Source organism: Mesorhizobium sp. KACC 23794, assembly GCF_052180275.1.
GTDB lineage: Bacteria > Pseudomonadota > Alphaproteobacteria > Rhizobiales > Rhizobiaceae > Kumtagia.
In genome coordinates, this window is sequence record NZ_CP197465.1 from 6,490,676 (window position 1) to 6,516,143 (window position 25,468).

The following is a 25,468-nucleotide window of genomic DNA, read 5'->3' on the forward strand; positions in this document are numbered from 1 at the left end:
CGCGTGCGCGGGCGACTTCGCATGCGCATCCTTCATCACTGCTTACCGGCGGGATCGTAAGCGGTCCCGGCATCGACAAATCTCAGAGGAGATCGACATCAGATGGAATACAGGCAACTGGGCCGTTCGGGCCTTCAGGTTCCCGTCCTCAGCCTCGGCACGGGCACGTTTGGCACATCCGGCGATTTCTTCGGAAAGTGGGGCGACACCGATGTCGCCGAGGCCACCCGGCTGGTCGACATCTGCCTGGAATCAGGGCTCAACCTGTTCGACACGGCCGACGTCTATTCGCAGGGGAGCTCCGAGGAAGTGCTCGGGCAAGCCATCAAGGGACGCCGCGACCAGGTCCTGATTTCCACCAAGGCGACCTTCCAGAAGGGAGAAGGCGTCAACAATGTCGGCTCCTCGCGCTTCCACCTCGTGCGGGCCTGCGAGGCCAGCCTGAAGCGCCTCGGCACTGACCATATCGACCTTTATTTCATGCACGGCTTCGATGCGCTGACGCCCGTCGACGAGACGTTGCGGGCGCTCGACGACCTGATCACCGCCGGCAAGATCGGCTATATCGGCTGTTCCAATTTTTCCGGCTGGCATGTGATGAAGGCGCTGGCCACCTCGGAAAAATACGGCCTTGCCCGCTACGTGGTCTATCAGGGCTACTATTCGCTGGTCGGCCGCGACTATGAATGGGAACTGATGCCGCTCGGTCTCGATCAAGGCGTCGGCCTGATGGTGTGGAGCCCGCTCGGCTGGGGCCGTCTCACTGGAAAGATCCGCCGCGGACAGGCTTCCAGGGAAGGCCGCATCGCCAATGGCGGCGCCCAGGGCGGACCGAAAGTCGATGACGACTATCTCTACGGGGTCGTCGATGCCCTGGACAGCGTCGCCGCCGAGACCGGCAAGACGGTGGCGCAGGTAGCGCTCAACTGGCTGCTGCAGCGTCCCACCGTATCGAACATCGTGATCGGCGCCCGCAACGAGGAACAGCTCAGGCAGAATCTGGGGGCCGTTGGCTGGAACCTGACCAAGGAGCAGGTCGCGACGCTCGATGCCGCCAGCGCGCGCGACCGCACCTATCCCTACTGGCACCAGCTCGATTTCACGAACCGCAACCCGCTGCCGGTCTGACGATCGGCATCGAATGCATTCAGGGCCGGCGGAATCCCGTCGGCCCGCCATACAGATAGCCGATGCGGCCGATGGCGTCCTTCAGCCCCTCGCGAGACACCAGCATGGTATGGCCGTTGGCGTGGATCATCGTTTCCGCGTCGGTCATGATAGCCACGTGGCCCTTCCAGAAGACCAGGTCGCCACGGCGCAGACCGTCATAGGCGGGACCCGGATCGAGCGGCGTGCCCAGCGTCGCCGCCTGCATGTCGGAATCGCGCAGCACCTGCCGGCCCGCCATGCGCATCGCCAGTTGCACCAGCCCTGAACAGTCGATGCCGAAGCCGGAGACCCCACCCCAGAGATACGGCGTGTTGATCAGCGCCTCGGCGACGGCGACATAGTCCGCCGCCGCGGCGTCGATGCCGCAGAGATGCGCGGCGATGACCGCTTCCCCCGAAGGCAGCAGCGCATAACTCGTGCCGCGTGTCTCGGCATGGCCGACGACGGTAACTGCCGCTCCCATCGACAGCATGCCACTGCGCGGCAGCCTGAGATCAGGCCCGGGATAGAGGAAGGTTCGCGGGGCCGCGACCTTGTTAGTCGGCGCCGGATCGACCGGTCCGAGATCGCTGTCGGCGACGTAGCCGACATAGCCGTCATCGGCCGCCTGGACCCAGGCGAAACCCTCGGTCTCCTCGAACACCGTGACGGAAGCCCCCCGCAGAAGCTGGGTGTTCATGCCGGAATCCGGCCGCGGCGCGGCGCGCAGGTCGGCCACCGACGCCGCTATCCTGGCAGGACGGCCCTCGACGAATCGCTCGGCGTCGACCTCACCCTGAAGGCGCGAATCGGCGAGATCGGGTCGGAAGGCGTGGAGGCGTTTGTCTCTGACGGTCAAATCGGAAGCTCCCTGGCACCGGCGATGATAACATCGCCGAACCGTTCGACATAGAGCGCGCCCTCGACGGTGCGACGCACCAGCACATTGCGGCGGTCCTGCTCGTCGCGGTGGCGCGTGATCAGCTTCATCGCCCCCATCGTGTCCAGCGCGCGCGTGATCACCGGCTTGGTCACGCCGAGCTGGCCGGCCAGGCCGCGCACCGTATGCGGCGGTGGATCGAGATAGACGGTGAGCAGGATCGCCATCTGCCGCATCGAGAGGTCGGGCATATCAGCCTGGACCTCCGACAGGACGACATACTGCCAGAGCCGCAACGCCTGGGTCGGACGCATCGAGATCGACATGCCCCATACTGGCAACCAATCGTTTCGGATGCGTTATGATGACGCTGAATATAGCCGGAGCACCGTCCGCCGGTACGGCGGTGCTCCCGCGATGCGGAAGTCGTGAGCGCCATACCACAGATATGACCAAGGGGGACGGCTTCCCGTCTTTTCGCGGAAAACGCCGATCCCCGCGATTTCTTGTGAGCAGGAAAAAGATAAATATCCCCGGTACTTACCCTGTTTCAATTCGCAGCAGGAAAATTTCAGCGCCGCATTTTTCGCCCGATTTCATCCCCGCCTCCGAAAACGCCCTCATAATGCCCGTCAGTTTCTCCCGCCGGGAACGCTTCCGGAGTCGTTCGAAAGTGGGGAGGAACCGGCGCCTCCGTCATGTTGCCTACGAAGCAGCATGGCCGGGGAGGCTTTGTCCGAAGGTCCTCCCTCCGCAACTACGTGCGGTGTGCGCTGGACGACGCGCTTAAGCACGGCCAGCCGAGGCACAAACGCCGGAGCCGGAGCTGTCGCGAAGCAGGACGGGGCGGAGCCAAAAGTCGCCGGCGGGGCGCGAAAGTCGCGCCATGTATTGTCTAACTTAGGAGGCACGGCCTCGCGCCCCGCTTCCCGAACTGCCCCTCGCCAATGAGGGTTTTCTTCGACAATGGCCAGGGCGGATTTCCGCAGCGTGGCAGTGAGGAGTGTTGGCCAAAGGCCAAGAAAAGCCAACGATTTGGCTTTTCTAACGACAAACGCCCGGAGCGACAGCGGAGGGCAGGAGGCTGTATGCAGGGGACAGTGCGGCCCGGGGCAGGTTGGCGCAAGGGGATAAAAGGAAACTGTCCCCGGCGGTTGCCCCGGACATCTTGCTACTTACCGAATCGCCCGGAGATCACTCTTTCCAGCGCGCGGATCGCCTGTGCCTCGCCGCCGGTCGGCCCATGCGGGCGATCCGAGGGATTCCAGCCGAAAATATCGAAATGCACCCAGCTTCTCGCCTTCTCGACGAAACGCTGAAGGAACAAAGCCGCAGTGATCGAACCGGCAAAACCGTCGGTGGTGACATTGTTGATGTCGGCGATCTTGGACGACAATTTCGCCTCGTAGGGTTTCCACAACGGCATGCGCCACAGCGGGTCCTCGACCCCGGCGGAGGCGCGGGCGATCTCGTCGGCCAGCGCGTCGTCGCCCGTGTAGAAGGGCGGCAGGTCCGGCCCCAGCGCCACCCGCGCCGCGCCGGTCAGCGTCGCCATGTCGATCAAAAGGTCCGGCGCCTCCTCGTCCGCCAGCGCCAGCGCATCGGCGAGGATCAGCCGGCCCTCGGCGTCGGTGTTGCCGATCTCGACGGTCAGCCCTTTTCGGCTCTGCAGCACGTCGCCCGGACGGAAGGCATTTGCCGAAATCGCGTTCTCGACGGCCGGGATCAGCACCCGCAGCCGCACATCCACCCCGGCCGACATGAGCATCGAGGCAAGACCAAGCACGTTCGCCGCGCCGCCCATGTCCTTCTTCATCAGCAGCATGCCGCTCGACGGCTTGATGTCGAGCCCGCCTGTGTCGAAGCAGACCCCCTTGCCGACCAGCGTCACCTTCGGCGCGTCCTTCCGCCCCCATCCGATATCGATCAGTCGCGGCGCCTCGCTCGAAGCCCGTCCGACTGCGTGGATCATCGGGAACCCTTGTTCGAGCAGCGCTTCGCCGACGATAACGGAGACGCTCGCCTTGTGCGCCTGCGCCAGCTTGCGCGCCGCATCCTCCAGCGCCTGCGGCCCCATGTCGTTGGTCGGCGTGTTGATCAGGTCGCGCGCCAGGAACACGGCCTCGGCGGCGCGACCGACCAAATCGCCATCCGCATTTTTCGGCAGCGTGAGGCGAATCGCCTTGCCGGGCTTCTTGCCGTAGCGGGTGAAAACATAGCCGCCGAGCACCAGCCCGAGCACCGTAAGCGTCGCCTCATCGGGCTCCCCGGCAAAATGCCAGTCGCCTTCCGGCAGCGACCTGGCCAGCGTTCCGGCGGCGAGCACGCCCTCCTGCCCGTTGCCGAGTCCGAACAGCGCCTCGGCTATGCCGCCTTGGGCATTTGCCACGACCAGCACGCGGCCTGCCTCTCCCGAGAATCCGTTGGCTTCCGCCCAGGCGCGGGTTTCGGCGGGCAGCGCCATCTCGGCAAAACCGGCGCTGGTGACCAGCCGGAGCGGCCGGGAGTTTTCGGGACGCTGTTCGAGCAGTTCGACGGGCATGCAGGCAGTCCATTCATGGAAGTTAAGGCGTTTAACGATCCGTTAGGGTTAACAGAATATTTCTCGCAGGGAAGACAGAGGGCCAGGGGAGGCCGTCGTATCGATGGAGACTTCAGCGTCGATGGGTACCAGCATTCGGCCAGCCGCGAGCTGGAGACGCCTTGCCGGCGCCGCGATCGTCCTTGCCGTCGCGGCAAGCGCGGCCGGTTGCGCCGGCGGCGTATCGCGCGAGACGACGGGATCGGTCTCGCGGGCGTCGGGCAAACCGGTCGATCAGCTCGCCGCCAGCGAACTGCCCGGCGCGGCCGCTTCGCTCGGCAGTGCCTACGCGAAAGACACGAGGAACAAGGATGTGGCGCTGCGCTACGCCAACGTCCTGCAGATGCAGGGCAACCAGGAACAGGCGCTGGCGGTCATGCGCAAGCTGGTCATCGACCTTCCAAAGGACCGTACCGTGCTCGCCGCCTATGGCAAGGCGCTGGCCGGCGTGGGACAGTTCGAGCCCGCCCTGGACGCCATAAGGCGCGCCCAGACCCCCGAATATCCGGACTGGAAGCTGCTGTCGGCGGAAGGCGCCATCCTCGACCAGATCGGCGAGAAGGCGCAGGCGCGCGAACTCTATCGCAAGGCGCTGGACATCAAGCCGAACGAGCCGTCGATCCTTTCCAACCTCGGCATGTCCTACATTCTCGACGGCGACCTGAAGACTGCCGAGACCTATCTGCGCAACGCCGTCGGGCAGCCGGGCGCCGACAGCCGCGTGCGCCAGAACCTGGCGCTGGTGGTCGGATTGCAGGGCCGCTTCGACGAGGCCGAACAGATCGCCAGCCAGGAACTCTCGCCCCAGCAGGCGCAGGCCAACGTCGCCTATCTGCGCAGTATGCTTTCCCAGCAGAACGCCTGGAAGCAGCTCAAGGCCGAGGACAAGAAGAAGCAGGCGACCAACTGAGCGTCGCCTTCCGACCGCCGCTATCCCGGCTTCCGCGCCACCAGATAGGCGTCCACCGGGCGAGCATTGGCCGGCAGCGCCTTGATGCGGCTCGCGATCTTCGCCAGCGCATAGGCGATCATGATGCTGGCATGCCAGCTCCAGCGGTGGGCGACGTAGCGCTCGTTCGGCGCCTTGTCGGTTCTCACCGGCAGAAGCCGGTGCAGCCAGTAGATGACACCTTGGTGCGGCGACGGCGCCAGTGTGCCGGCTTCCACCACATCGAGACCGAGTTCGGCGGCAAGCGCCCTGTAGGCGCCGGGATTCCACCACGTCACATGATGCGGCGGGAGATTGATCGGAAAGTTGGGGATCTCGGTGAGCGGCGACGGGTGCAGCGGCGCGGCAAGGATCAGCATGCCGCCCGGCCTGATCAGCCTGACCATGAGTTCGGCATGCCGGCGCGGGTCCGGCACATGCTCGATGACATGGAAGGCGCTCGCCACGTCATAGAAGCCCGGCCTCTTCTCCGCATGGTCTTCCAGTGTCTCGCGGATCACCACGTCGTCCACGTCCGGCCCGGCATACGGATCGAGGCCGGTGTAGTGGGCGTGCGGCAGGTGATGGCGGAAGACACCCGGACCGCAGCCGACATCGACCACCTTGGCGCCCGGCGGGATGAAACCGGCGGAGCGCTTGTAGTCGACACGCGAGTGCGAGACGTTGTTCAGACCCGCATGCACGTCCCATTTCTTGTAGTATTTCTCGTAGAAATCGCCGTCGCCGACGATACGGGGCTCGAAGAACACCAGGCCGGTCGGGGATTCGTAGAGCGTCACCCGGTCGACGCCCTTGAACAGGTGCTTGACGTCAACCCCCTGCCCCACCCGCCAGATATCCTCGATGGTGCGCGCAGAAACGCCGTGGATGCGCCGCAAAGCAGGCTTTCCGGTGATCGGGCACGGCGGCAGCGCGTTGTTGTCGGCCTCATGGCTCAATATGTTCTCAGCCATTTGTCGACCCTTGCGCAGTGCGGCTCCGCGCGTCAGGGACGCCGTTCGGAGACGCTCAAGATGATTTCCCGATCGGGCCGCGAGGTGAGATTGCCGAGCGGTTTCGGCCGGGTTCCGGGCAGCAGCGATAACCGAGTGCGGGTGAGAAGTCCACGCAGGATGACCGCCATCTCGACCGTCGCGAATCGTGCGCCGGGACAGCCCCGAGCCCCCATGCCGAACGGCATGTAGCTGGTGCGGGCCGGCGCGGGCACGTCGTTCAGCCAGCGCTGCGGATGAAATCCGTCCGGGTTTGACCACAGCTTGCGATGCCTGTGCAGCGTCCATGGCGAGATGACGAAGAAACTGCCGGACGGGATCGGCTTGTCGCGAAAAGTCACGTCCTGCTCCGTCTCGCGCAGGAAAAAGCCGATCGGCGGGTAGAGCCGCAGCGCTTCCTTCGACAGGGAATCGACAACCGCTTCAGGCGGGCTCTGTCTCCATATGCCCTTGCCGTCGACCGCGTCGCTGACCGCCCGCGCGGCGGCATCCTGCAAGGCGATATGTCCCGCGAGTTCGAAGCTCAGCCAGGAAAGCGTCGACGCGGTGGTCTCGTGGCCGGCGAGAAGCATCACCGCGATCTCGTCGAGCAGGGCCTCCTCGCCCGCCTTCTCCGTCGTGAAGCGGCCCGCTTCGGAGAGCGCCAGGGCGAAGGGCGCGCTTTCGAGGCTCTGCGTGCCGTTCACCAGCGGCCGGACGAAGCGCTCGCGCATCAGCGTCCGCATCTCGGCGCCGATCTGCTCGAGGCCCATGTCTTTGACGATGCGCGCCCTTGCCTTCGGATCGCGCCCTGCCAGCATCAGCACCATGGGCGCCGCCTTCTGGTGGAAGGCAAAGAACAGCCGGGTGAAACGCACCGATTCGGCCGCGTCGAAACGGTTGCCAAGGGTGCATTGCGACACGATGTCGACGGTCAACCGCGACAGTTCCTCGCTGATCGGCACCCGGCGCTCGGGCAATTTCAGCCAGCGGTCGATATAGTCGGCCGTAATCGTCTCCGCGACGTCGTGCAAATGCGCGTCGGGTATCGTGGCCAGCGAACGCGAGAAAATCCGCCGCGTCTCCTTGACCTGCGTTCCCCCCGGCTGGCCGAACACACCGCCGCCGATCAGCGGCCGCAGCAGGTCGTGGACCACCGTGCTTTTCGGAAACTGCTCCTTGCGGTCCAGCATGACCGTCTCGACGATCGTGCGGTCATTGGCGAGCGCCAGCTTGCGGGCGGGAAGGTCGATCACCATCAGCCAGCGTTCCAACGGCTTTCCGGCGACAAATCGCATCGGATCCGGAAAGACGCGGCGGACGAGCCTGCTGCTGTAGGGCAACCGGCCCAGCATCCAGAACAGGAAATTCAGGTAGCGGAGAATGGAAGACGCTCCTTCACCTCAATCGAATAAGGACCGGCGATCTCATAGACGACATGCCCCCAGGTGACACGCCGCGTCGACCCAGCGGCGATAAGGACGGCGAAATGAAACATGTCGACCAGCGGCTGGGCAAGCCCGAGCAGCCATTGCACGAGCCTCACCGGGAGCGGGTCGGGCATGTCGATCCGGCGGGCCACCTCGCCGACGAGATACTGCTTCAGGATGGCCAGCATCGCGAGTCCTGCGGCGGCCCACGCAAAGGTGCCGAGAACGAGCAGATGATAAAGGACCACCCCCCATATGGCGAGCCGCAGGCCGATGCTGAGGACGGCAAGCCGCCACAGCCACGGCCGATAGATATGCCCGATGCGGTATTGGCGGACGGCGAAGCGCCAGGCGGAAGCCAGGTCGAGCGCCGTGGGCGAAGGGATGAGCAGGGCGCCGCGCGTCAGCGTTCGCAGGCCGGCCGCGGTCGCGTATTCGGCGAGCGACAGGTCGTCCGACAGCGTCCGGTCCAGGCTACCGGCCAGATCCATGCTCGTCGCCGCCGACCGCGATATGCCGACGCTGCCGCCCCACACGACGCTGGTCGACGCGGAGCCCGGCCGCGGCATCAGTGTCAGGGCGCGGTCGATCGCCGTCACAAGGTGCGCGCCGAGCCGATGCCGGGCCACCTGCTGCCAGCGGTGACCCGTGACGAGATCGGAATGGCCGTCGACCAGGGGCGAGACAAGTGCACTCAACCACCAGGATTGCGGTACGATATCGTTGTCCATCAGCACGATGGCGGCGTCTTTCTCGTCGACAAGCGCCAGCGCGGCCTGCTGGTTGCGGCATTTCTGAGCCTGATGGGTGGCTTCGCCGGCTACCACGACCTGGACCGGGAAACGCGCCAGCGGGACCATCGCTTCCGCCCGCCGGCAGGCGGGATCCTCGCGGGACTCGACTGAAATGAGCAGCCGGCGCGGCGGCAGCGTCTGGTCGTTCAGCGTCCCGATCAGCGCTTCGAGGCCCGGCGACGCCCCGGTGATCGGCAGGATGACCGTCGTGACCGCCCGGCGTTCCGAGCGCGGCTTTTGCAATGTCTTGAGCCTCAGCACGACGCTCGCAACCGAGAGCGCGTTGACCGCGAACCCGAAAAAGGCCAGCACATGGACCCATGAAATGGACATCCGCCCCCTCTAAGCGATGAACGCCGGGGAGACCAGCCGGAACAATCGGAATGGGAGGTGGATTCTCGGCGGCTATTCGCTCGACGACTGCTTGTCGCCAAAGATGCCGCGCTGGCTGACCTGGATTCCGGCCGGTCCGAGGATGATGGCGAAGAGAACCGGCAGGAAGAAGAGAATCATCGGCACCGTGAGCTTCGGCGGCAGCGCGGCCGCCTTCTTTTCCGCCTCGTTCATGCGTATGTCGCGGCTTTCGCTGGCCAGCACGCGCAACGCATGGGCGACCGGCGTGCCATAGCGCTCCGCCTGGACCAGCGCCTGGGTGACCGACTTGACCGTTTCCAACCCGGTGCGGTTCGCGAGGTTCTCGAATGCCTGGCGCCGCTCCTGAAGATAGGAAAGCTCGGCATTGGTCAGAATCAGTTCTTCGGCGAGCTCGACGGATTGCGCGCCGATCTCGTCGGCGACGCGCTTCATCGCCGCTTCCACCGACATGCCGGCCTCGACGCAGATCAGCATGAGGTCGAGCGCATCCGGCCAGGCGCGCTGAATGGATTGCTTGCGCTTGGTGGCGCGATTGCTGACGTAGAGAACCGGAGCGTAGAAACCGGCATAGGCGACGACCACGGCCACGAACAGCTTGATGAAGGCTGCCTGCTCCGGCAGGCCGCCCAGGAGGAAGAGGTAGACGAGCGCGGCGGCGAAGAAGACGAAAGGCAGGACAAGCCGGAAGAACAGGAACTTCGTCAGTGGGTTCTGGCCGCGGAAGCCGGCGACCTTGAGCTTGTTGAGGGTGTTCTCGTCGACCAGCGCGCGCCGAAGGTCAAGCCTGTCGACGATGTTGCGCATTCCGACCGACTGCTCTTCGCGCAGGCCTTTGCGGCGCCTTTCCGCCTCGGCAGCCAGCCGGGCGCGCTGCTTGGCGCGCAACTCGTCACGCTCCAGCGCGACGGTCTTCATGCGCGACTTGAGCGGGTTTCCGCCGAATGCCGGCAACACGGTGAAGACCGTGGCGAAAACGGCGATGCCGACCAGCAGCGCCATCAGGAAAGACGGGTCGGTGAGCGTCTTGGCGACTTGAGCGGTCATGACGGTCTAGACCTCGAAATTCATCATCTGTCGCATCACGAAGATGCCGATTCCCATCCAAAGGCCGGCGACGCCGAGGATGATGTTGCCGGTGGTGGTGGTGAACAATGGCATGATGTAGCTGGGGCTCGACAGGTAGACGAGGCACGCCACGATGATCGGCAGGGAGCCGATGATGGCGGCGGACGCCTTGGCTTCCATAGACAGGGCCTGCACCTTGGCCTTCATCTTCTTGCGGTCGCGCAAGACGCGGGAGAGATTGCCGAGCGCTTCCGAAAGATTGCCGCCCGCCTGGCTCTGGATCTGGATGACGATGCCGAAGAAACTGGCCTCGGTACAAGGCATGCTCTCGGGCATGCGCATGGCCGCGTCGGGTATGGACATGCCGAGCTGCTGGGACTCTACGATCCGGCGGAATTCGCTCTTCACCGGCTCGGGCGAATCGCTGGCGATCAGCCGGATGCCGTCATTGAGCGGCAGGCCGGACTTGACAGCGCGGACGATGATGTCGAGCGCGTTGGGAAACTCGTTGAGGAAGGCCTTGACCCTGCGGGCCCTGGCGAAGGACACCACCCAACGCGGCAGGCCCAGCGAGCCGGCCAATAGCACACCGGGCAGGATCAGCAGCGGCAACCCCGCCAGAAAGGCGACCGCCGTAAGCGCAATGCCTGCCAGGGCCGAATAGACATAAAAGCGCTCGACCGAAATGCCGATACCGGCCTGCTTGAGCTGAATGCGCAGCGGCGGCTTCTTGACGTTGTGGTCGCGAACCTTCTGCTTCTCGTCGAGATCCTTCAGCGAGTCCTGCAGCGATCTGCGGCGCTTGGCGACTTCCACCTGCCGCTCACGCGACGCCTTGACGAGCGCGCGGTCCGTATCGGCACGCTTCACCGTGCCGAGGCGCCTGTCAACGGCCTTTTCCGTCGCGATGCGATTGAACAGGAAAGCATAGGCGACCGCCCCAGCGCTTAGGCCGGCAAGCACGACGAACGCCAGTATCGTTGCATCCAAGCCGAACATGACGGCCCTTTCCGGCTATTCCGCCCGCTTTTCCATTGCTTCGAGTGCAGCGGCGAGCCGCTGTTCCTCGCCGAAATAACGGGCGCGGTCCCAGAAATGGGGGCGGCCGATACCAGTTGAGACATGCTCGCCCGTCAGCTTGCCCGACGCATCCTCGCCCTTGATGTTATAGAGGACGAGGTCCTGGGTGATGATGACGTCGCCTTCCATGCCTATCACCTCGGTGATGTGGGTGATGCGGCGAGAACCGTCGCGCAGGCGCGCGGCCTGGATGATAACGTCGACCGAACCGACGATGATGTCGCGCACCGTCTTCTGCGGCAGCGAATAACCCCCCATGGCGATCATCGCCTCCATGCGGTTCAGGCACTCGCGCGGGCTGTTGGAGTGGATGGTTCCCATCGAACCGTCGTGACCGGTGTTCATCGCCTGCAGCAGGTCGAAGACTTCCGGTCCGCGCACCTCGCCGACGATGATGCGCTCAGGCCGCATGCGCAGGCAGTTCTTGACCAGGTCGCGCATGGTGATCTCGCCTTCGCCCTCGAGATTGGGCGGGCGGGTTTCGAGGCGCACTACGTGCGGTTGCTGCAGCTGCAGCTCCGCCGAGTCCTCGCAGGTGATGACACGCTCGTCGCGATCAATATAGTTGGTCAGGCAGTTGAGCAGCGTGGTCTTGCCGGAGCCGGTGCCACCCGAAATCACGATGTTGCAGCGGACGCGGCTGATGATCTTCAGGATTTCCGCACCCTGCGGCGATATCGCGCCGAACTTGACCAGCTGGTCGAGCTTCAGCTTGTCCTTCTTGAACTTGCGGATGGTGAGCGTCGTGCCGTCGATGGACAGCGGCGGCGCGATGACGTTGACACGCGAACCGTCGGGAAGGCGAGCGTCGCAGATGGGTGAGGATTCGTCGACGCGCCGGCCGACCTGGCTGACGATGCGCTGGCAGATATTGAGAAGCTGCTGGTTATCACGAAACCGGATACCGGTCTGTTCGACCTTGCCGTTGACTTCGATATAGACGCTCTTGGCGCCGTTCACCATGATGTCAGCGATGTCGTCGCGGGCAAGCAGCGGCTCGAGCGGTCCGAAACCGAGAACATCGTTGCAGATATCGTCGAGCAATTCCTCCTGCTCGGCGATCGACATCACGAAATTCTTGATCGCGATGATGTCGTTGACGATGTCGCGGATTTCCTCCCGCGCACTCTCGGGATCGAGCTTGGCAAGTTGCGACAGGTCGATCGTATCGATCAGCGCCGAAAACACCTGGGACTTGGTGTCGTAATAGGTCTCGCTCTTTTCGCGCTGGGCCTTGCGGACCTCGACGGGCGGAGGAGCTTCCAACCGGCGGGGCGGAGCGATCGGGGCGGATGGCCTTGCTTCCGCTTGCCGCGGCGGCAAAGTCGCCGTGTCGCCCGCCGGCGGAGGCGAGCCCATCGGCGCGGGAGCGCGGAATTCGGGTTTGCCCCGTATTCCGTCGTCATTGCCTCGTCTACCAAACATGATCTTCTGCCGTTCTGTGCTTCGGAAAGATTACTTTTTCTTCTTCAGCTTGAGTTTCCCGAGGATGCCGGAAATGCCGGGCTTGGCTCTCGCCTTGATCTCGCTGCGGCCGGTCAGCACATGAGCGATCTCGTTGATCGCCTGGACGATCGCATGCTTGGCGTCCATTTCGCCGAGCATGCGGCCGTTGTTGGCGGCATTGCCGAATATCTGCGGATCGAAGGGAATGACGCTGATCGGCGTGAGACCCAATGGGTCGGAGAAATCGGCGACCGAAATCTCGGTGCGCTTGGGCACGCCGGCCTGGTTGATGATCAGTTTCGGCGGCGCATCGTTCGGTCGCATCCTCTTCAGCATATCCACGAAATTCTTCGTGTTGCGCAGATTGGCGAGTTCCGGCGTGGCGGTGATGACGATCTCGTCGGCCTGCGTGAGCGTCCGCTTGCTCCATCCGGTCCAGACATGCGGCATGTCCAGCACGACGAGCGGTGCGCTGCGCTGGGCGGTCTCGATGATGTGCGAGAAGGCGTCGGTGTCGAAGTCATAGACCCTGTCCAACGTCGAGGGGGCGGCCAGCAGCGACAGGCGCTCGGCGCATTGCGCAAGCAGGCGGTCTAAATAGACCTCGTCGATGCGCTCGGGCGAGAATACCGCTTCGGCCATGCCTTGCGCCGGGTCCTGGTCGAAATTGATGTTGGCCGTGCCGAAGGCGAGATCGAGATCGGCCACGACGACTTCGGAACTGAAGAGGTTGGACATCGTCCACGCGACATTATGGGCGATCGTCGAGGAGCCGACGCCTCCCTTGGCGCCGATGAAGGCGATCGAACGGCCGATGGGATCGGCCTCGGGGTCGACGAAGATGTTGGTTATGACGCCGACGATGTCGGCCAGCGAGATCGGTGCGACCATGTATTCCGAAACGCCGGCCTTGATCAGATCGCGATAGAGCGCGACGTCGTTGTAATGGCCGATGACGACGACCTTGGTGCTCGGATCGCAAAGCTCGGCAAGCTCGCCGAGGCTGCCGAGCAGTTGGCGCGGCTCGCTACGCGATTCGACGATGATCAGGTTGGGCGTCGGCGCGCTCTGGTAGAACTCGACGGCGGTGGGGATGCCACCCATGTGGATTTTCAGATGCGCCTTGGACATGCGCCTGTCCTCGCCGGCCCGCTCGATCGGCACGGCGATGCCGTCCGTCTCGCAGAAGGCCTGGATCGAGACACGAGGCACCGGGCGCAAGGCATACATCGCCGAGGCGTCGCCTTCCGATGAGTGCCCGCTGTCGAGGACCGAATCGTAAGCCAGATTGCTCATATGAATGCCCCCTTGCGCCCCAACCGTTAATACTCGACTTCGCGCACGGCACTATCGACCCAGACCGGTGCGTTGCGGTAGGCGTCGATGACATTGCCGCGGCGTTCTGCGTCCACGTCCGTCATCTTGCGCGGGCCGAGCAGGTCGGCAGGATTCTCGATCTGGGCGGCGAGGTTATTCTGATAGGAACAGCCGAAATCCGCGTAGTGCTTGTTTTCGCTGGTGTTGGCGATGTCTTCCGGCCAACGCCCGCATTTGTTGGTCTGGGCCGTCATGGCGGTATACATCACCCGTACCGGCGCGGATGCGTCGACCGACGTCGCCTGATACGAGGATACGGCAATCCGGCTGCCCGGCACGCCATGCCTCTTGGCAAACTGCGCGAAGTCAGCGCCTGCTCGTGATGCCGCGGCTTCATTGTAGGAGCCTATCGGCACCAGGATGTTGACGACGGGAGCAGCGTTGCGGTCATAATCACTGAGGAAGCCGCCAAGCGCGGTGCGTTGCATCTTGGTCATGCCGCGATCGCTGGCGCCGACCGGCAGGTCGATGACCTGTTCCTTTTCGGCGATGAAGATGGGATGATTGGTCCTGTAGTCGTCGGGCACGGACCCGACGGTCACGCTGTCGGTCTTGGCCGCGCAGCCGGCCATCAAGGCCACCGCGATCGCCGCTGTCAGCGCCATTGCCGGCCTTCGCAGGATGCTCGCGCCGGAACGCATTGGGAGCGGTCTCGTCTCGTAGGTCTTCTTGATCATGGCCCGTTTCCCGATCATTTGTAGATGAACCCGACCATGCCGTGGTACTGGCCGTTCGGCCTGTCGGTCTTCATGGTCCCGTAGACGCGGTTGACGCGGCCGAGGAACATGCCCGCGCCGTCGCTCGCGGCATTGAAATTGTCGTCCGGCTTGGCAAGCGCGTTGCGCGCCACCGGCTTGGTCAGGTACGGCGTGATGATGATCACGAGTTCGGACTCGTTGCGGACGAAGTCGCGGCTGCGGAACAGCGTGCCCAGCACCGGGATCTTGGAGAGGCCAGGCACACCCTGGATCGCCTGACGCACGTCGTCGCGGACCAGGCCGGCGATCATCATCGAGCCGCCGGAAGGCAGCTCGACCGTGGTGTCGGCCAGGCGCTTGCGGATCGACAGCATGTTGGTGCCCTGCAAGTTGCCTCGCGGCTCGAAAATTCCACCGAGCAGGCCCGGACTTTTGCGGGCAGGGCCTGCTTCGAAGATTACTGAACCTTCGGTTGTCGGCTCCGAAACCGAGGTTCTCACTTTGAGGCTGATGCGGCCCGGCGAGAGCACGACCGGAATGAATTCCAGCCCTATGCCGTATTCGAGCTTCTCGACTGTGTAGGTGGTCTGGCCGGTCTTGTTGTCGTCGGAGACCGCACTGCTCCGCCCGGTGACCAGATTGAACTCGCCGCCGACCTTGAACGTCGCCTTCTCGCCGGACACGGCCGTCAGCGTCGGCTCGGCCAGCGTTTTCATGATGCCGGCCTGCTCCATGGCGTTGACGTAACCGTCGATCAGCGAACTGCCGAACGCCAAACCCGTAGCGGACAATGGCTTACCGAGGCCGAAGGACGATTCCGCGATCGCGCCCCAGCTGATGCCGTTGGAGTCGCCGCCGGCGATTAGGTTCACGCCGAGTTGCTTGAAGACTGTACGGCTGACCTCGGCCACAGTCACCTTGAGCGTGACCTGGTCCTCTCCGATGATCTGCAGCAGGTTGACGATCTGGCTGACGCGGCGCGACGCGTCCGGGTTGTCGATGGCGACGCCGCTGTCGCTGGAGCCGCCGGACGCGGTCTGGGAGTACTGACCGGTCGTCGCTTCGCCACCGCTCACGAAGATGGTCGCGAGATCCGCGGCACGCTTGGAATCGAGCGGCGTATCGACCGTGCCGGTCAGGACGACGTTGTCGTTCAGCAGTTCGACCGTGATATCGGACGTCGGGATGAAGCGCTTGATGTAGTCCTCGAGGCCAGCCACGTCGCGTTCGATCTGGAGGTCGAGGCTGGCGATCTGCTCGCCATTGGGTCCGAACACGAAGATGTTGGTTTCGCCCACAGCCTTGCCGAAAAGGTAGATGCGGCGGGCGGTGCGCGTCACGGCATCGGCGACCCCGGGGTTCGCGACGAGAATATCGTAGGCATCAGTCGGCAGATCGATGACCACCGACTTGTTCAGTCCAAGCTTGATGCGCTGGCTGTCGCGCTGCGTCGGGCCAACGGCAACCAGGTTGGAACCGGCATTCGCCATTGTTATGCCGGGCAACCCGGTGCCCGGCATGAGAATGGCACACGCCGCCGCGACCGAGGTCGCCTTTCTAAGGATCGTCATGGGAACGCCGCGCGCGGCTGCCTTCGCCGCCGGTTCCATCTGTGAGTTCATTTCCTTGCTCCCACTTCGGAAACTTCGCCGGATTTGATCAGGCGGACGGTTCCGCGCTTGCCGTTGCCGGTGACGAGGTAATCGGCTTCATCGGCGGCCGGCTGCTGCGCGTCGGCGACGGAGCGCAATGCCAGCGTCAGCCTGTCCGCCATCTGCTGGGCGACCGTGATGATCTCCGCCTGCTGCTGCGTAAGTTCCAGCGTAGCGGTTTCGCCGACTTTGACCTTCTTGCCTTCCTCGTCTTCCTGGATGGTCTGATCGATCGCCAGAACCTTGATGTTCTGCAGGATCGTCTCGGTGATGAAGCCCGTTGCCGAGCCGGCTTCGGCGCGGCGCGTCATGATGACGTCGACAAAATCGTTTGGCAGGATGAAGCCGCCGGCCGAGGTGTCCGCCGAGATCTGCGTTGCGATCGCCCGGTATCCCGACGGCAAGATCGACGACATGAAGCTCTGGCCCTCGCCGACGAGCTTGGAACGGCGCAGCGGCTCGCCGGCATAGATCGGGACACGCGCTATGGCGGTCTTGAGTTCGTCGAGCGCATTCGGCTCGGTCTCGCGGGTGATGAACTTGTCGTTCGTCCCGGCTGACGGCCATTCCTGCCAGGACAGCTGATCGCCGACACTCGCTCCCATCGGCACATCGCCGGAAACCACGAGGACCTCCGTCACCGCGACCGCTGGCTGGGACGGTCCCTGCTCGACGACGATCTGTGCCGGCGGCGCTGCCGACATGTTCTTCGCAACGTATCCCGCACCACCCGCCGCGGCCACAGCCACGCCCAGAATGATCAGTCGCGATGCTGCCATCTGTTCCAACCCCGCACTTGGAAATTCCTTCAAGCCAAGGCGGAACTTGCAGCCGCAATCGTCAAATTACGGTTAACGCTATGCAAACGATCATGATTAATTTTAAGTTTCTTTAAACACGACTGAACGGAACCCTAAGAACGCAAAGGGCGGCCGCAGCCGCCATCGTCATTCGCCAGTTGAGGCGATGCTTGCTCAGTTACCGGCAAGCCGGCCGATGGCCCAGACCATGAGGGGCGAGCCGGGATAGGCCAGCAGACCACCGGCTCCCAGCGCTATGCCGTAGGGGACGCCCTTCTGGGCATCCGTGAAATTTCTCAGGAACAGGTTGCGACCTGTATAGACGGACAGCGCGGAGCTGCGAAAGCTCAGGATAGCGATGGTCAGCAGCCCGCCCAGGAAAGCGGAGACGACCAGATACTGAACGAGTTGTATGCTCATGCCCATGTAGAGGGCGGTCGCCGCGAGCAACTTGGCGTCGCCGCCACCCATGCCGCCCAGGGCGAAGAGCGCGAAGGTCACGAGTAACACCGCAAAGAGTGCAGCAAAGTGCCAGGCGTAGGTCGTCCAGTCCATTCCGGTCAGGGGAGCCAAGATCGCGAAAGTCGCGACGAGCACGATAGCCACACGATTGGCGATGGTCATCGACAGCATGTCGGATATGGCCGCAAACGCCATGCAGAACGGAAACACTACGAATATCGCGGCCTCAAGCATACGTCCGGCAACCGTTGTCTTCAGGTCCAGTCATAAGTCCGCTGCGTTAACAGCAATGAAACGATGCGACTGCGGGCGCTGTACGTTCAACGGCAAAGGCCGCCCCAAGCGGGGCGGCCCTCACTGACCTACAGCAGCTTCGTCACGCAAGCTCCAAAGAGCTTACGGGTTCAGCTTGGTGGAGATCTCGTCGAACTTCGCGTTCAGCGTATTGCCCAAGGTGCCGGCACCGACGATGATAGCCAGAGCGATGAGAGCGGCGATCAGACCGTATTCGATGGCGGTCGCGCCGGATTCGTCCTTCACAAAGCGGGAAAAAAGCTTCGACATTTTAGAGATCCTTCACTCCACGTGTTACAGCACTTCCGTCAACTTTTCTGGTGGTTGATCGGATGATTGCAATCTACGGGGAAGCTCTTTCAATGCGCTTAATAAACAGCCTTACCGAATTGTTTCGCCGGCGCTGCGCCCCGCGTGGTTAACCGCTGGATAAGTGAAGAATTGTAGTAAAATTTTAACGCGACTAAGTCCTTGCAAGTTTTTCAGACATCAAGGCGTCCCCTGCCGATGAGCTCGGCCTCGGGCCTCGCGGCGCCACTTAACGCTTGGTTCACCAATATCGTTCATTTTCGGTAAGGAATCCGTATCGTCTGGAGAACCCGATGCCCGTTTTGAAGAACTCCCTGCAGATCCTCGGCGTGCTGGCAACACTCGCCGCCTACGCCGTCATGCCGGCACAAGCCGATGGCGGCATCGAGGTGGTGATGAATCAGGCGAAGATCGTCAAGCTGGCGCGCCCCGCCGACACGATCGTGGTCGGAAATCCGGGCATCGCAGACGCGGCGGTGCAAGATTCGACAACCATCGTTCTCACCGGCAAGGGATTCGGCGTCACCAATCTCGTGGTGCTGGACAACGAAGGCAACCCGATCGTCGACGAGATGATCACAGTCGCCCGCCAGACGGCATCGTCCGTGCGCGTATACAGGCGCGCGGAGATACAGACCTTGTCCTGCACGCCTTTCTGCGAGAGTTCCTACAAATCCGACGCCGAGCGCGTATCGGAAAGCGAAACCAACTCAGCGCAATAACCATCATAGCATGCAGTACACGAGGCGCTAGCGACTTAGCGCCGGCAGCCCGTTCGAGCACACCCCACACGGCCGCGTCATAGGTTACGCGGCCGTGAACGTATCCGCATCTATTTTAGCGGTCGGAAGAACGGGGCCTCAACGGGTTTGCGCTAAGCTCTGCATATGATGAAGCGTATGGGCAACAAAGCGATGGGCGCCGCTATCCAGATGGAAAAGACCTTCGGGAGAGGACCGTTCAGAAGGCTGTTCCAGCGTTTCTTCGTGGATGCACGCGGTGTGACTGCCATCGAGTTCGCCGTCCTGGCGGGCCCCTTCCTGATCATGATCGTCGCCATCATCGAAAGCTGCATCTCCTTTGGCGCAGGGCAGGTTCTTGCCAATGCCACCGACGACGTGGCCCGGCAGCTCCGTACCGGGCAATATAAAACCGCCGAAGTGAGCAAGGATAAGCTGAGGCAGATGCTTTGCGAGAAGATTGAAATCATGGTCGGCGACGATTGCTCGGAAACAGACCTCTACTTTGACCTTCGGCAATACACTACCTTCGCCTTGGCGGCCCAAGAAGTGGCGAAGATCAAATCTTCACGGAATGCCTCGTTCAGCCCGACCGGCTTTGATAGCCTCCTAGGTGCCGCCGGTACAATAAACATGTTGCGTGTATATTACAAATGGCCAATTTTAACCGATTATTTGAAATATAGTATAAATAACACCTCCGACGGCGAGATGCTCCTGATGTCCGTCGCCGTTTGGCAGAACGAACCCTTCAACAACTAGCCCTTTGCGGGAGGATATCGACAGTGAAGCTGTTTGGGCAATCGACGGCAATGACTATACGCGAAGCGATATGCCGCCCGGCATCCGATCTGCGTCGCATTTTCGTGAGGCTGCTGTCGGACAGACGCGGCGTCGGGGCCGTGGAATTTGCCCTCATCGCGCCGCTCATGATGATCATGTATTTCCTCACCGTGGAAGCGACACAAGGCATCGAAGTCAACAAGAAGGTTGGGCGCATCGCCAGCATGGTGGCGGACCTGATCACGCAGCAGGACACGATCACCGCGGCGCAACTGGACGCGATCATGGAGATCGGCGAATCGACACTCCAACCCTACAATCGGAGCGATCCGATCATCGTCGCGACCGCAATCGAGATCACACCCGCCCCCAATTCCCAAGTGAATGTCCTGTGGTCGCGAACGCGGACCGGGACAGCTTGCGAGAAGTTCAAGGACGACGACAAAAATGCGATCGTCGTCCCGCCGCTGCTGAACATCCCGGGCACTTTCCTGATCCGTGTGGAAAGCAAGCTTTGCTACACGCCGATAATTGCCTGGGCCGCAGACCAGGAACCTGTGCTGGGAATAACCTCCGCGTTCAGCGATATCGCCATGCGCGAGGTCTATTATCTCAGCCCACGTGTTGCGAGTACCACCATTCCCTGCACCGGCTGCTGAGGTCGCGACAGCTTCGGCAGGGATTTTCAGCCGCTGCTGCCGCCGTGTCTCAATAGCCTGCCTGCCTGTCCACCAGTTCCCGCAGCGCCTCCCCCCGGTCGTGCGCATCCATCTGCGCAAGCATCGGCGGCACGAGGAAATTCGGGTCCGACGTGGCGGCCGCGTGCGGCGTCACGAACACCTTCGGATGCCCCCAAAGCGGACTGGTCTTCGGCAGCGGTTCGACCTCGAATACGTCAAGGCTGGCCTCCTTCAAGGTTCCGTCCTCCAGCGCCCGCAGGATGTCGTCGTCCTTCTGCAGCTTACCGCGCCCGGCATTGATCAGCACCGCGCCGCCGAGCCCGTTGCGCTTGCGCAGTTCCTTCAGCAAGCCATAGTCGACGATCCCGCGGGTTGCCGCAGTCAGCGGCAGCAGCACGACCAGAATGTCAGTGGCGTTCAGGAAAGGCCGCAGTCCTGCATCGCCGGCAAAGGTCGCGACGCCATCCACCGGACGTTCCGAACGGCTCCAGCCGTTGACGCGAAATCCAAGGCCAAGAAGGGCGCGTGCCGCCGCCCGGCCGAGGCTGCCCAGCCCCATGATGCCGACCGATACATCACCGGCGGTGCGCTGTGGCGGTTCGCGCCAGATCTTGCGCTTCTGCTGCGCGCGGTAGAGTGAGCCGAAGCGATGATGGTCGAGCACGCGCCAGACGACATATTCAGTCATGTGCTGCGCCAGATTGGGGTCCACCACCCGCACGATCGGCACGTCCGGAACCGTGCGGTCCGCGAGGATATGGTCGACGCCGGCGCCGATCGAGAAGATCGCCTTGAGATTGGGAAGCGCCGAAAGGATGTTCGGCGGCTGCTTCCATACAACGGCATAGCTGATCGACGGATCGGCCGGCCCCTCCGGCTCGACGACGACCTGCCTTCGCGCCGACAGCAATTCGTGCCAGCGCTGCGGATTGAATCCGGTTACCGAGAGCAGGACCTTGCCCTTTTCCATGCGGCTACTCCTCCTGCCGGATTCGATTAATATCCAATGGTGAGTTCGCGCAAGGGGCTAAGCGGCTCCGCTGCCCGCATCATTCGCTGACAATGCCGGTGGGTGCGGTCTCGATGCGGAAAGCAGCCGAGATCAGGGCTCTCGTATAGTCGGTCTTTGGGCGCTCGAAGATATCGACCGCCGGTCCGTGCTCGACGATCTGGCCGTTGCGCATGACGATCACCTCGTTGGCCAGTGCCCTGATCACCTTCAGATCGTGGCTGATGAACAGATAGGCGAGATTGTGCTTGGCCTGCAGGGCGCGCAGCAGGTCCACCACCTGCGCCTGCACGCTCATGTCCAACGCCGAAGTCGGTTCGTCCAGCATGACGAAGCGCGGATTGAGCACCATGGCGCGGGCAATCGCGATGCGCTGGCGCTGGCCGCCGGAAAATTCGTGCGGATATCGGAACCGGGTCTCCGGATCGAGCCCGACCTCCTTGAGCACGTCGACCACCCGCTTGTCGCGCTGGCCCGCGCTGAGGGCTGGCTCATGAACCTTCAGCCCTTCCTCGATGATCTCGGCGATCGCCATGCGTGGGCTGAGCGAGCCGAAAGGATCCTGGAAGACGATCTGCAGTTCCCGCCGCAGCGGCCGCATCGCCTTGAACGACAGCTTGTCGATGTCCTGGCCATTGAAATTGATCGTGCCTGTGGACGAGATCATGCGGGCGAGCGCAAGCCCCAGCGTCGTCTTGCCCGACCCCGATTCGCCGACCACGCCAAGCGTCTGTCCGGCGCGGACGGTTACGTCGATGCCGTCCACCGCCTTCACATGGTCCACGGTCTTGCGGAAGAACCCCTGCTTGATCGGGAACCAGACCTTTATATCGTCGCCGATCATGACCGGTTTCGCCGCGAGATCGGCCACCGGCGGCTTGCCCCTCGGCTCGGCGGCGAGCAGATGCCTGGTATAGGCATGCTGCGGATTGGCGAAGATCTCCTGCGTCGGACCATGCTCGACGATCTTGCCCTGCGTCATGACACAGACGCGGTCGGCGATTTTTCGGACGATGCCGAGATCATGCGTGATGAACAGCATCGACATGCCGTTCTTCTGTTTCAGTCCGGCCAGCAGTTCGAGAATCTGCGCCTGCACGGTGACGTCGAGCGCGGTGGTCGGTTCGTCGGCGACAAGAAGTGCCGGCTCGTTGGCCAGCGCCATGGCGATCATGACGCGCTGGCGCTGTCCACCGGATAGTTGGTGCGGATAAGCGTCCAGGCGCTTCTCCGGATCGCGGATGCCGACCTCGTGCAGCATTTCGAGCGTCCGGGCACGGGCAGCACGGTCGCCCATTCCCTTGTGCAGTTGCAGGATCTCGACGATCTGCCGCTCGATCGTGTGCAGCGGATTGAGCGAGGTCATCGGCTCCTGGAAAATCATGGTGATCTTGTTGCCGCGAACCCTGCGCAGTTCCTTTTCGCTCAACGCCAGAAGGTCCTGGCCGCCGAACAGAATCTGCCCCGACGGATGGCTGGCCATCGGGTATTGCAGAAGCTTCAGGATCGACAGCGCCGAGACGGACTTGCCGGAGCCGGACTCGCCGACCAGCGCAACCGTCTCGCCCTTGGCGATGTCGAAGGAGATGTGGTCGACCGCCGTGGTGACCCTGGCGCCCTGGGCGAACGCGACCGAAAGATCGCGCACGGATAGGAGAGGGGCGTCGCTCACTTGAACGTCTTTCTCGGGTCGAAGGCGTCGCGCGTCGCCTCGCCGATGAAGATCAGCAGCGACAGCATGATGGCGATGACGAAGAAGCCGGAGAATCCCAGCCAGGGAGCATTGAGGTTGCCTTGGCCCTGCTTCAACAATTCGCCGAGCGAGGGCGAGCCGGGTGGCAGGCCGAGGCCGAGGAAGTCAAGCGAGGTGAGGGTCGATATGGAGCCGTTCAGGATGAATGGCAGGAAAGTGAGGGTCGCCACCATGGCGTTCGGCAAGAGGTGGCGCAGGATGATGGTGCGGTCGGGCACGCCCAGAGCGCGCGCTGCGTTGACATATTCAAAATTGCGGGCGCGCAGGAACTCGGCGCGAACCACGCTGACCAGCGAGACCCAGGAGAAGACCAGCATCAATCCGAGCAGGATCCAGAAGCCAGGCGGCAGGATCGCGGAAATGATCAGCAGCAAATAGAGAACCGGGATCGCCGACCAGATTTCTATGAAACGCTGGAACAGCAAGTCCGTCCAGCCGCCGAAATAGCCCTGAACGGCGCCGGCCGCGACACCGATGACGGACGAGCCGATGGTAAGAATCAAGCCGAAAAGCACGGAGATGCGGAAGCCGTATATGCTGCGCGCAAGCACGTCTCGCGCCTGGTCGTCGGTTCCCAGCCAGTTCCAGTTGCCGAGCGTGCAGTTCTCGTCGTCAACCCCTTGCGGATAACGCGCGCAACGCTCTTCCTTCGACAACAGCCATGATGGCTTGCTGGGCGCGGCTTCCGGAATCTCGTTGTTCACGGTGCCGTAGGAGTAGCGGATCGCCGGCCAGATCATCCAGCCATTGGCCCTTATCTCATCCTGGATGACCGGATCGCGGTAGTCCGTGACGGCGTAGAAGCCACCGAATTTCTCCTCCGGATAGGCGACAAGGACGGGGAACAGGATCTCGCCCTTGTAGGAGGCGAGGATCGGCTTGTCGTTGGCGATAAATTCCGCGCCCAGCGACAACACGAACAGGATGAGGAATATCCACAACGACCAGTAGCCGCGGCGGTTCGCCTTGAAATTGTCCCAGCGCCGCAGATTGAGCGGCGAAAGCCATGGCCTTGCCGACTCTTCACGCATGGTCTCCACCCCGACCTTCAGCTGGATATCGCTCATCAGACATCCCGCCGTTCGAAATCGATGCGCGGATCGATCCAGGTGTAGGTGAGGTCGGAGATCAGGCCGACGAAAAGCCCTATGAGGGAGAAGATGTAGAGGGTGCCGAAGACCACCGGATAGTCGCGTTGAAGGATGGAGAGGAAGCCGAGCCGCCCGAGCCCGTCCAGCGAGAAGATGTTCTCGATCAGCAGCGACCCGGTGAAGAACACCGAGATGAAGGCGCCGGGAAAGCCGGCGACGACGATCAGCATGGCGTTGCGGAAGACATGGCCGTAGAGCACCTGCCGCTCCGACAGGCCCTTGGCCCTTGCGGTGACGACGTATTGCTTGCGGATTTCGTCCAGGAAGGAATTCTTGGTGAGCAGCGTCGAGGTGGCGAAAGCCGACAGCACCATCGCTGTCAGCGGCAAGGTGATGTGCCAGAAATAGTCGATGATGCGGTCCGGCCAGGAAAGCTGGTCCCAATTGTCGGAGGTCAGCCCACGCAGCGGAAACCAGTCCCAGAACGAGCCGCCGGCAAACAGCACCATCAACAGGATGCCGAACAGGAATCCCGGAATCGCGTAGCCGATGATGATCACGCCACTGGTCCAGGTGTCGAAGGCCGACCCGTCCTTGACCGCCTTGCGGATGCCGAGGGGGATCGAGATCAGGTAGGACAGGAGCGTGATCCACAGCCCGAGCGAAATCGAAACCGGCATCTTCTCGAGGATCAGTTCCAGCACCCCGATGTCGCGGAAATAGCTCTCGCCGAAGTCGAAGCGCATGTAATTCCACAACATCAGGCCGAAGCGTTCCAGCGGCGGCTTGTCGAAGCCGAACTGCTTTTCCAGCTTCTTGATGAACTCCGGATCGAGGCCCTGCGCGCCGCGATATTTCGAGGAAGAATCGCCGCCGGCGTCGAAATTGTTGTTGCCGCCGCCAAGGTCGCTGCCGCCGCCCGACAGGCGGTCCGCGGCGTCGCCGCCCTGCCCGGTCAGCTTGGCGATCACCTGTTCGACCGGACCGCCGGGTGCGAACTGGATCACGGCAAACGAAATCGCCATGATGCCGAACAGGGTCGGGATCATCAGCAGGATGCGGCGGAGGATATAGGCGCCCATCAGGCCAAACCTGCCTTC

24 protein-coding genes are annotated in these 25,468 nt (G+C 62.9%); 5 read left to right on the forward strand and 19 right to left on the reverse strand.

Annotated features, from left to right (window positions below; translation table 11 throughout):
- The first annotated feature begins 102 nt into the window (after positions 1 to 102).
- Entirely contained in the window at positions 103 to 1,128 is a 1,026-nt protein-coding gene (locus tag ACSBOB_RS31435; protein ID WP_442579938.1) for an aldo/keto reductase, read from the forward strand.
- Positions 1,129 to 1,147: 19 nt separating this feature from the next.
- Here ACSBOB_RS31435 and ACSBOB_RS31440 read toward each other — a convergent pair whose 3' ends face one another.
- The 3 genes from ACSBOB_RS31440 to ACSBOB_RS31450 form a co-directional block, all read right to left on the reverse strand.
- Positions 1,148 to 2,008 (reverse strand): C40 family peptidase, encoded by an 861-nt coding sequence (locus ACSBOB_RS31440; protein ID WP_442579939.1) that lies wholly within the window; start codon positions 2,006 to 2,008, stop codon positions 1,148 to 1,150.
- On the reverse strand, positions 2,005 to 2,355 hold the full coding sequence (locus tag ACSBOB_RS31445; protein WP_442579940.1) for a MarR family winged helix-turn-helix transcriptional regulator: 351 nt from the start codon (positions 2,353 to 2,355) through the stop codon (positions 2,005 to 2,007). Before ACSBOB_RS31445 ends, ACSBOB_RS31440 begins: the two co-directional genes overlap by 4 nt.
- Before the next feature lie 845 nt (positions 2,356 to 3,200).
- Entirely contained in the window at positions 3,201 to 4,571 is a 1,371-nt protein-coding gene (locus ACSBOB_RS31450; RefSeq protein WP_442579941.1) for a leucyl aminopeptidase family protein, read from the reverse strand.
- 121 nt (positions 4,572 to 4,692) lie between these two features.
- On the opposite strand from ACSBOB_RS31450, the gene ACSBOB_RS31455 reads away from it, so the two are divergent.
- Positions 4,693 to 5,520: a tetratricopeptide repeat protein gene (locus ACSBOB_RS31455; protein ID WP_442579942.1), complete on the forward strand. Its 828-nt coding sequence runs from the start codon at positions 4,693 to 4,695 to the stop codon at positions 5,518 to 5,520.
- 20 nt (positions 5,521 to 5,540) lie between these two features.
- On the opposite strand, the gene ACSBOB_RS31460 is transcribed toward ACSBOB_RS31455, so the two are convergent.
- The 12 genes from ACSBOB_RS31460 to ACSBOB_RS31515 all read right to left on the reverse strand — a co-directional run bounded on the left by ACSBOB_RS31460 (position 5,541) and on the right by ACSBOB_RS31515 (position 18,273).
- Complete coding sequence (locus tag ACSBOB_RS31460) at positions 5,541 to 6,512, reverse strand: class I SAM-dependent methyltransferase (protein WP_442579943.1); 972 nt, start codon at positions 6,510 to 6,512, stop codon at positions 5,541 to 5,543.
- Positions 6,513 to 6,544: 32 nt separating this feature from the next.
- Positions 6,545 to 7,804 carry a cytochrome P450 gene (locus tag ACSBOB_RS31465; protein WP_442579944.1) on the reverse strand — a complete coding sequence of 420 codons (1,260 nt, stop codon included), beginning with the start codon at positions 7,802 to 7,804 and terminating at the stop codon, positions 6,545 to 6,547.
- 95 nt (positions 7,805 to 7,899) lie between these two features.
- Complete coding sequence (locus ACSBOB_RS31470) at positions 7,900 to 9,087, reverse strand: hypothetical protein (protein WP_442579945.1); 1,188 nt, start codon at positions 9,085 to 9,087, stop codon at positions 7,900 to 7,902.
- 72 nt (positions 9,088 to 9,159) lie between these two features.
- Positions 9,160 to 10,173, reverse strand: coding sequence for a type II secretion system F family protein (locus ACSBOB_RS31475; protein ID WP_442579946.1), 1,014 nt, complete (start codon positions 10,171 to 10,173; stop codon positions 9,160 to 9,162).
- A 6-nt stretch (positions 10,174 to 10,179) separates the two neighbouring features.
- Positions 10,180 to 11,193 carry a type II secretion system F family protein gene (locus tag ACSBOB_RS31480; protein ID WP_442579947.1) on the reverse strand — a complete coding sequence of 338 codons (1,014 nt, stop codon included), beginning with the start codon at positions 11,191 to 11,193 and terminating at the stop codon, positions 10,180 to 10,182.
- Positions 11,194 to 11,208: 15 nt separating this feature from the next.
- Complete coding sequence (locus ACSBOB_RS31485) at positions 11,209 to 12,699, reverse strand: CpaF family protein (RefSeq protein ID WP_442579948.1); 1,491 nt, start codon at positions 12,697 to 12,699, stop codon at positions 11,209 to 11,211.
- Between the two features lie 30 nt (positions 12,700 to 12,729).
- A complete protein-coding gene (locus tag ACSBOB_RS31490; RefSeq protein WP_442579949.1) occupies positions 12,730 to 14,016 on the reverse strand; it encodes an AAA family ATPase in 1,287 nt (428 codons plus the stop codon).
- Positions 14,017 to 14,042: 26 nt separating this feature from the next.
- The gene (locus tag ACSBOB_RS31495) at positions 14,043 to 14,774 is read right to left on the reverse strand and encodes a CpaD family pilus assembly protein (protein WP_442579950.1); all 732 of its coding nucleotides are present in this window, start codon (positions 14,772 to 14,774) and stop codon (positions 14,043 to 14,045) included.
- A 14-nt stretch (positions 14,775 to 14,788) separates the two neighbouring features.
- Positions 14,789 to 16,285: a type II and III secretion system protein family protein gene (locus tag ACSBOB_RS31500; RefSeq protein WP_442583890.1), complete on the reverse strand. Its 1,497-nt coding sequence runs from the start codon at positions 16,283 to 16,285 to the stop codon at positions 14,789 to 14,791.
- 128 nt (positions 16,286 to 16,413) lie between these two features.
- A complete protein-coding gene (gene cpaB, locus ACSBOB_RS31505) occupies positions 16,414 to 17,226 on the reverse strand; it encodes a Flp pilus assembly protein CpaB (RefSeq protein ID WP_442579951.1) in 813 nt (270 codons plus the stop codon).
- Positions 17,227 to 17,421: 195 nt separating this feature from the next.
- Entirely contained in the window at positions 17,422 to 17,943 is a 522-nt protein-coding gene (locus ACSBOB_RS31510) for an A24 family peptidase (RefSeq protein ID WP_442579952.1), read from the reverse strand.
- 162 nt (positions 17,944 to 18,105) lie between these two features.
- Positions 18,106 to 18,273: a Flp family type IVb pilin gene (locus tag ACSBOB_RS31515; protein ID WP_442579953.1), complete on the reverse strand. Its 168-nt coding sequence runs from the start codon at positions 18,271 to 18,273 to the stop codon at positions 18,106 to 18,108.
- 332 nt (positions 18,274 to 18,605) lie between these two features.
- Here ACSBOB_RS31515 and ACSBOB_RS31520 point away from each other — a divergent pair, with 332 nt between their 5' ends.
- From ACSBOB_RS31520 to ACSBOB_RS31530, 3 genes are all read left to right on the forward strand, one after another.
- Complete coding sequence (locus ACSBOB_RS31520) at positions 18,606 to 19,034, forward strand: pilus assembly protein N-terminal domain-containing protein (protein ID WP_442579954.1); 429 nt, start codon at positions 18,606 to 18,608, stop codon at positions 19,032 to 19,034.
- Positions 19,035 to 19,199: 165 nt separating this feature from the next.
- Positions 19,200 to 19,814: a TadE/TadG family type IV pilus assembly protein gene (locus ACSBOB_RS31525; protein WP_442579955.1), complete on the forward strand. Its 615-nt coding sequence runs from the start codon at positions 19,200 to 19,202 to the stop codon at positions 19,812 to 19,814.
- A gap of 140 nt (positions 19,815 to 19,954) precedes the next feature.
- Positions 19,955 to 20,494 (forward strand): TadE/TadG family type IV pilus assembly protein, encoded by a 540-nt coding sequence (locus ACSBOB_RS31530; RefSeq protein WP_442579956.1) that lies wholly within the window; start codon positions 19,955 to 19,957, stop codon positions 20,492 to 20,494.
- Positions 20,495 to 20,543: 49 nt separating this feature from the next.
- On the opposite strand, the gene ACSBOB_RS31535 is transcribed toward ACSBOB_RS31530, so the two are convergent.
- From ACSBOB_RS31535 to ACSBOB_RS31550, 4 genes are all read right to left on the reverse strand, one after another.
- Positions 20,544 to 21,485 (reverse strand): 2-hydroxyacid dehydrogenase, encoded by a 942-nt coding sequence (locus ACSBOB_RS31535; RefSeq protein ID WP_442579957.1) that lies wholly within the window; start codon positions 21,483 to 21,485, stop codon positions 20,544 to 20,546.
- Positions 21,486 to 21,564: 79 nt separating this feature from the next.
- A complete protein-coding gene (locus ACSBOB_RS31540) occupies positions 21,565 to 23,196 on the reverse strand; it encodes an ABC transporter ATP-binding protein (RefSeq protein ID WP_442579958.1) in 1,632 nt (543 codons plus the stop codon).
- On the reverse strand, positions 23,193 to 24,344 hold the full coding sequence (locus tag ACSBOB_RS31545) for an ABC transporter permease (protein ID WP_442579959.1): 1,152 nt from the start codon (positions 24,342 to 24,344) through the stop codon (positions 23,193 to 23,195). Before ACSBOB_RS31545 ends, ACSBOB_RS31540 begins: the two co-directional genes overlap by 4 nt.
- Positions 24,344 to 25,450, reverse strand: coding sequence for a microcin C ABC transporter permease YejB (locus tag ACSBOB_RS31550; RefSeq protein ID WP_442579960.1), 1,107 nt, complete (start codon positions 25,448 to 25,450; stop codon positions 24,344 to 24,346). Before ACSBOB_RS31550 ends, ACSBOB_RS31545 begins: the two co-directional genes overlap by 1 nt.
- Positions 25,451 to 25,468: the final 18 nt, after the last annotated feature.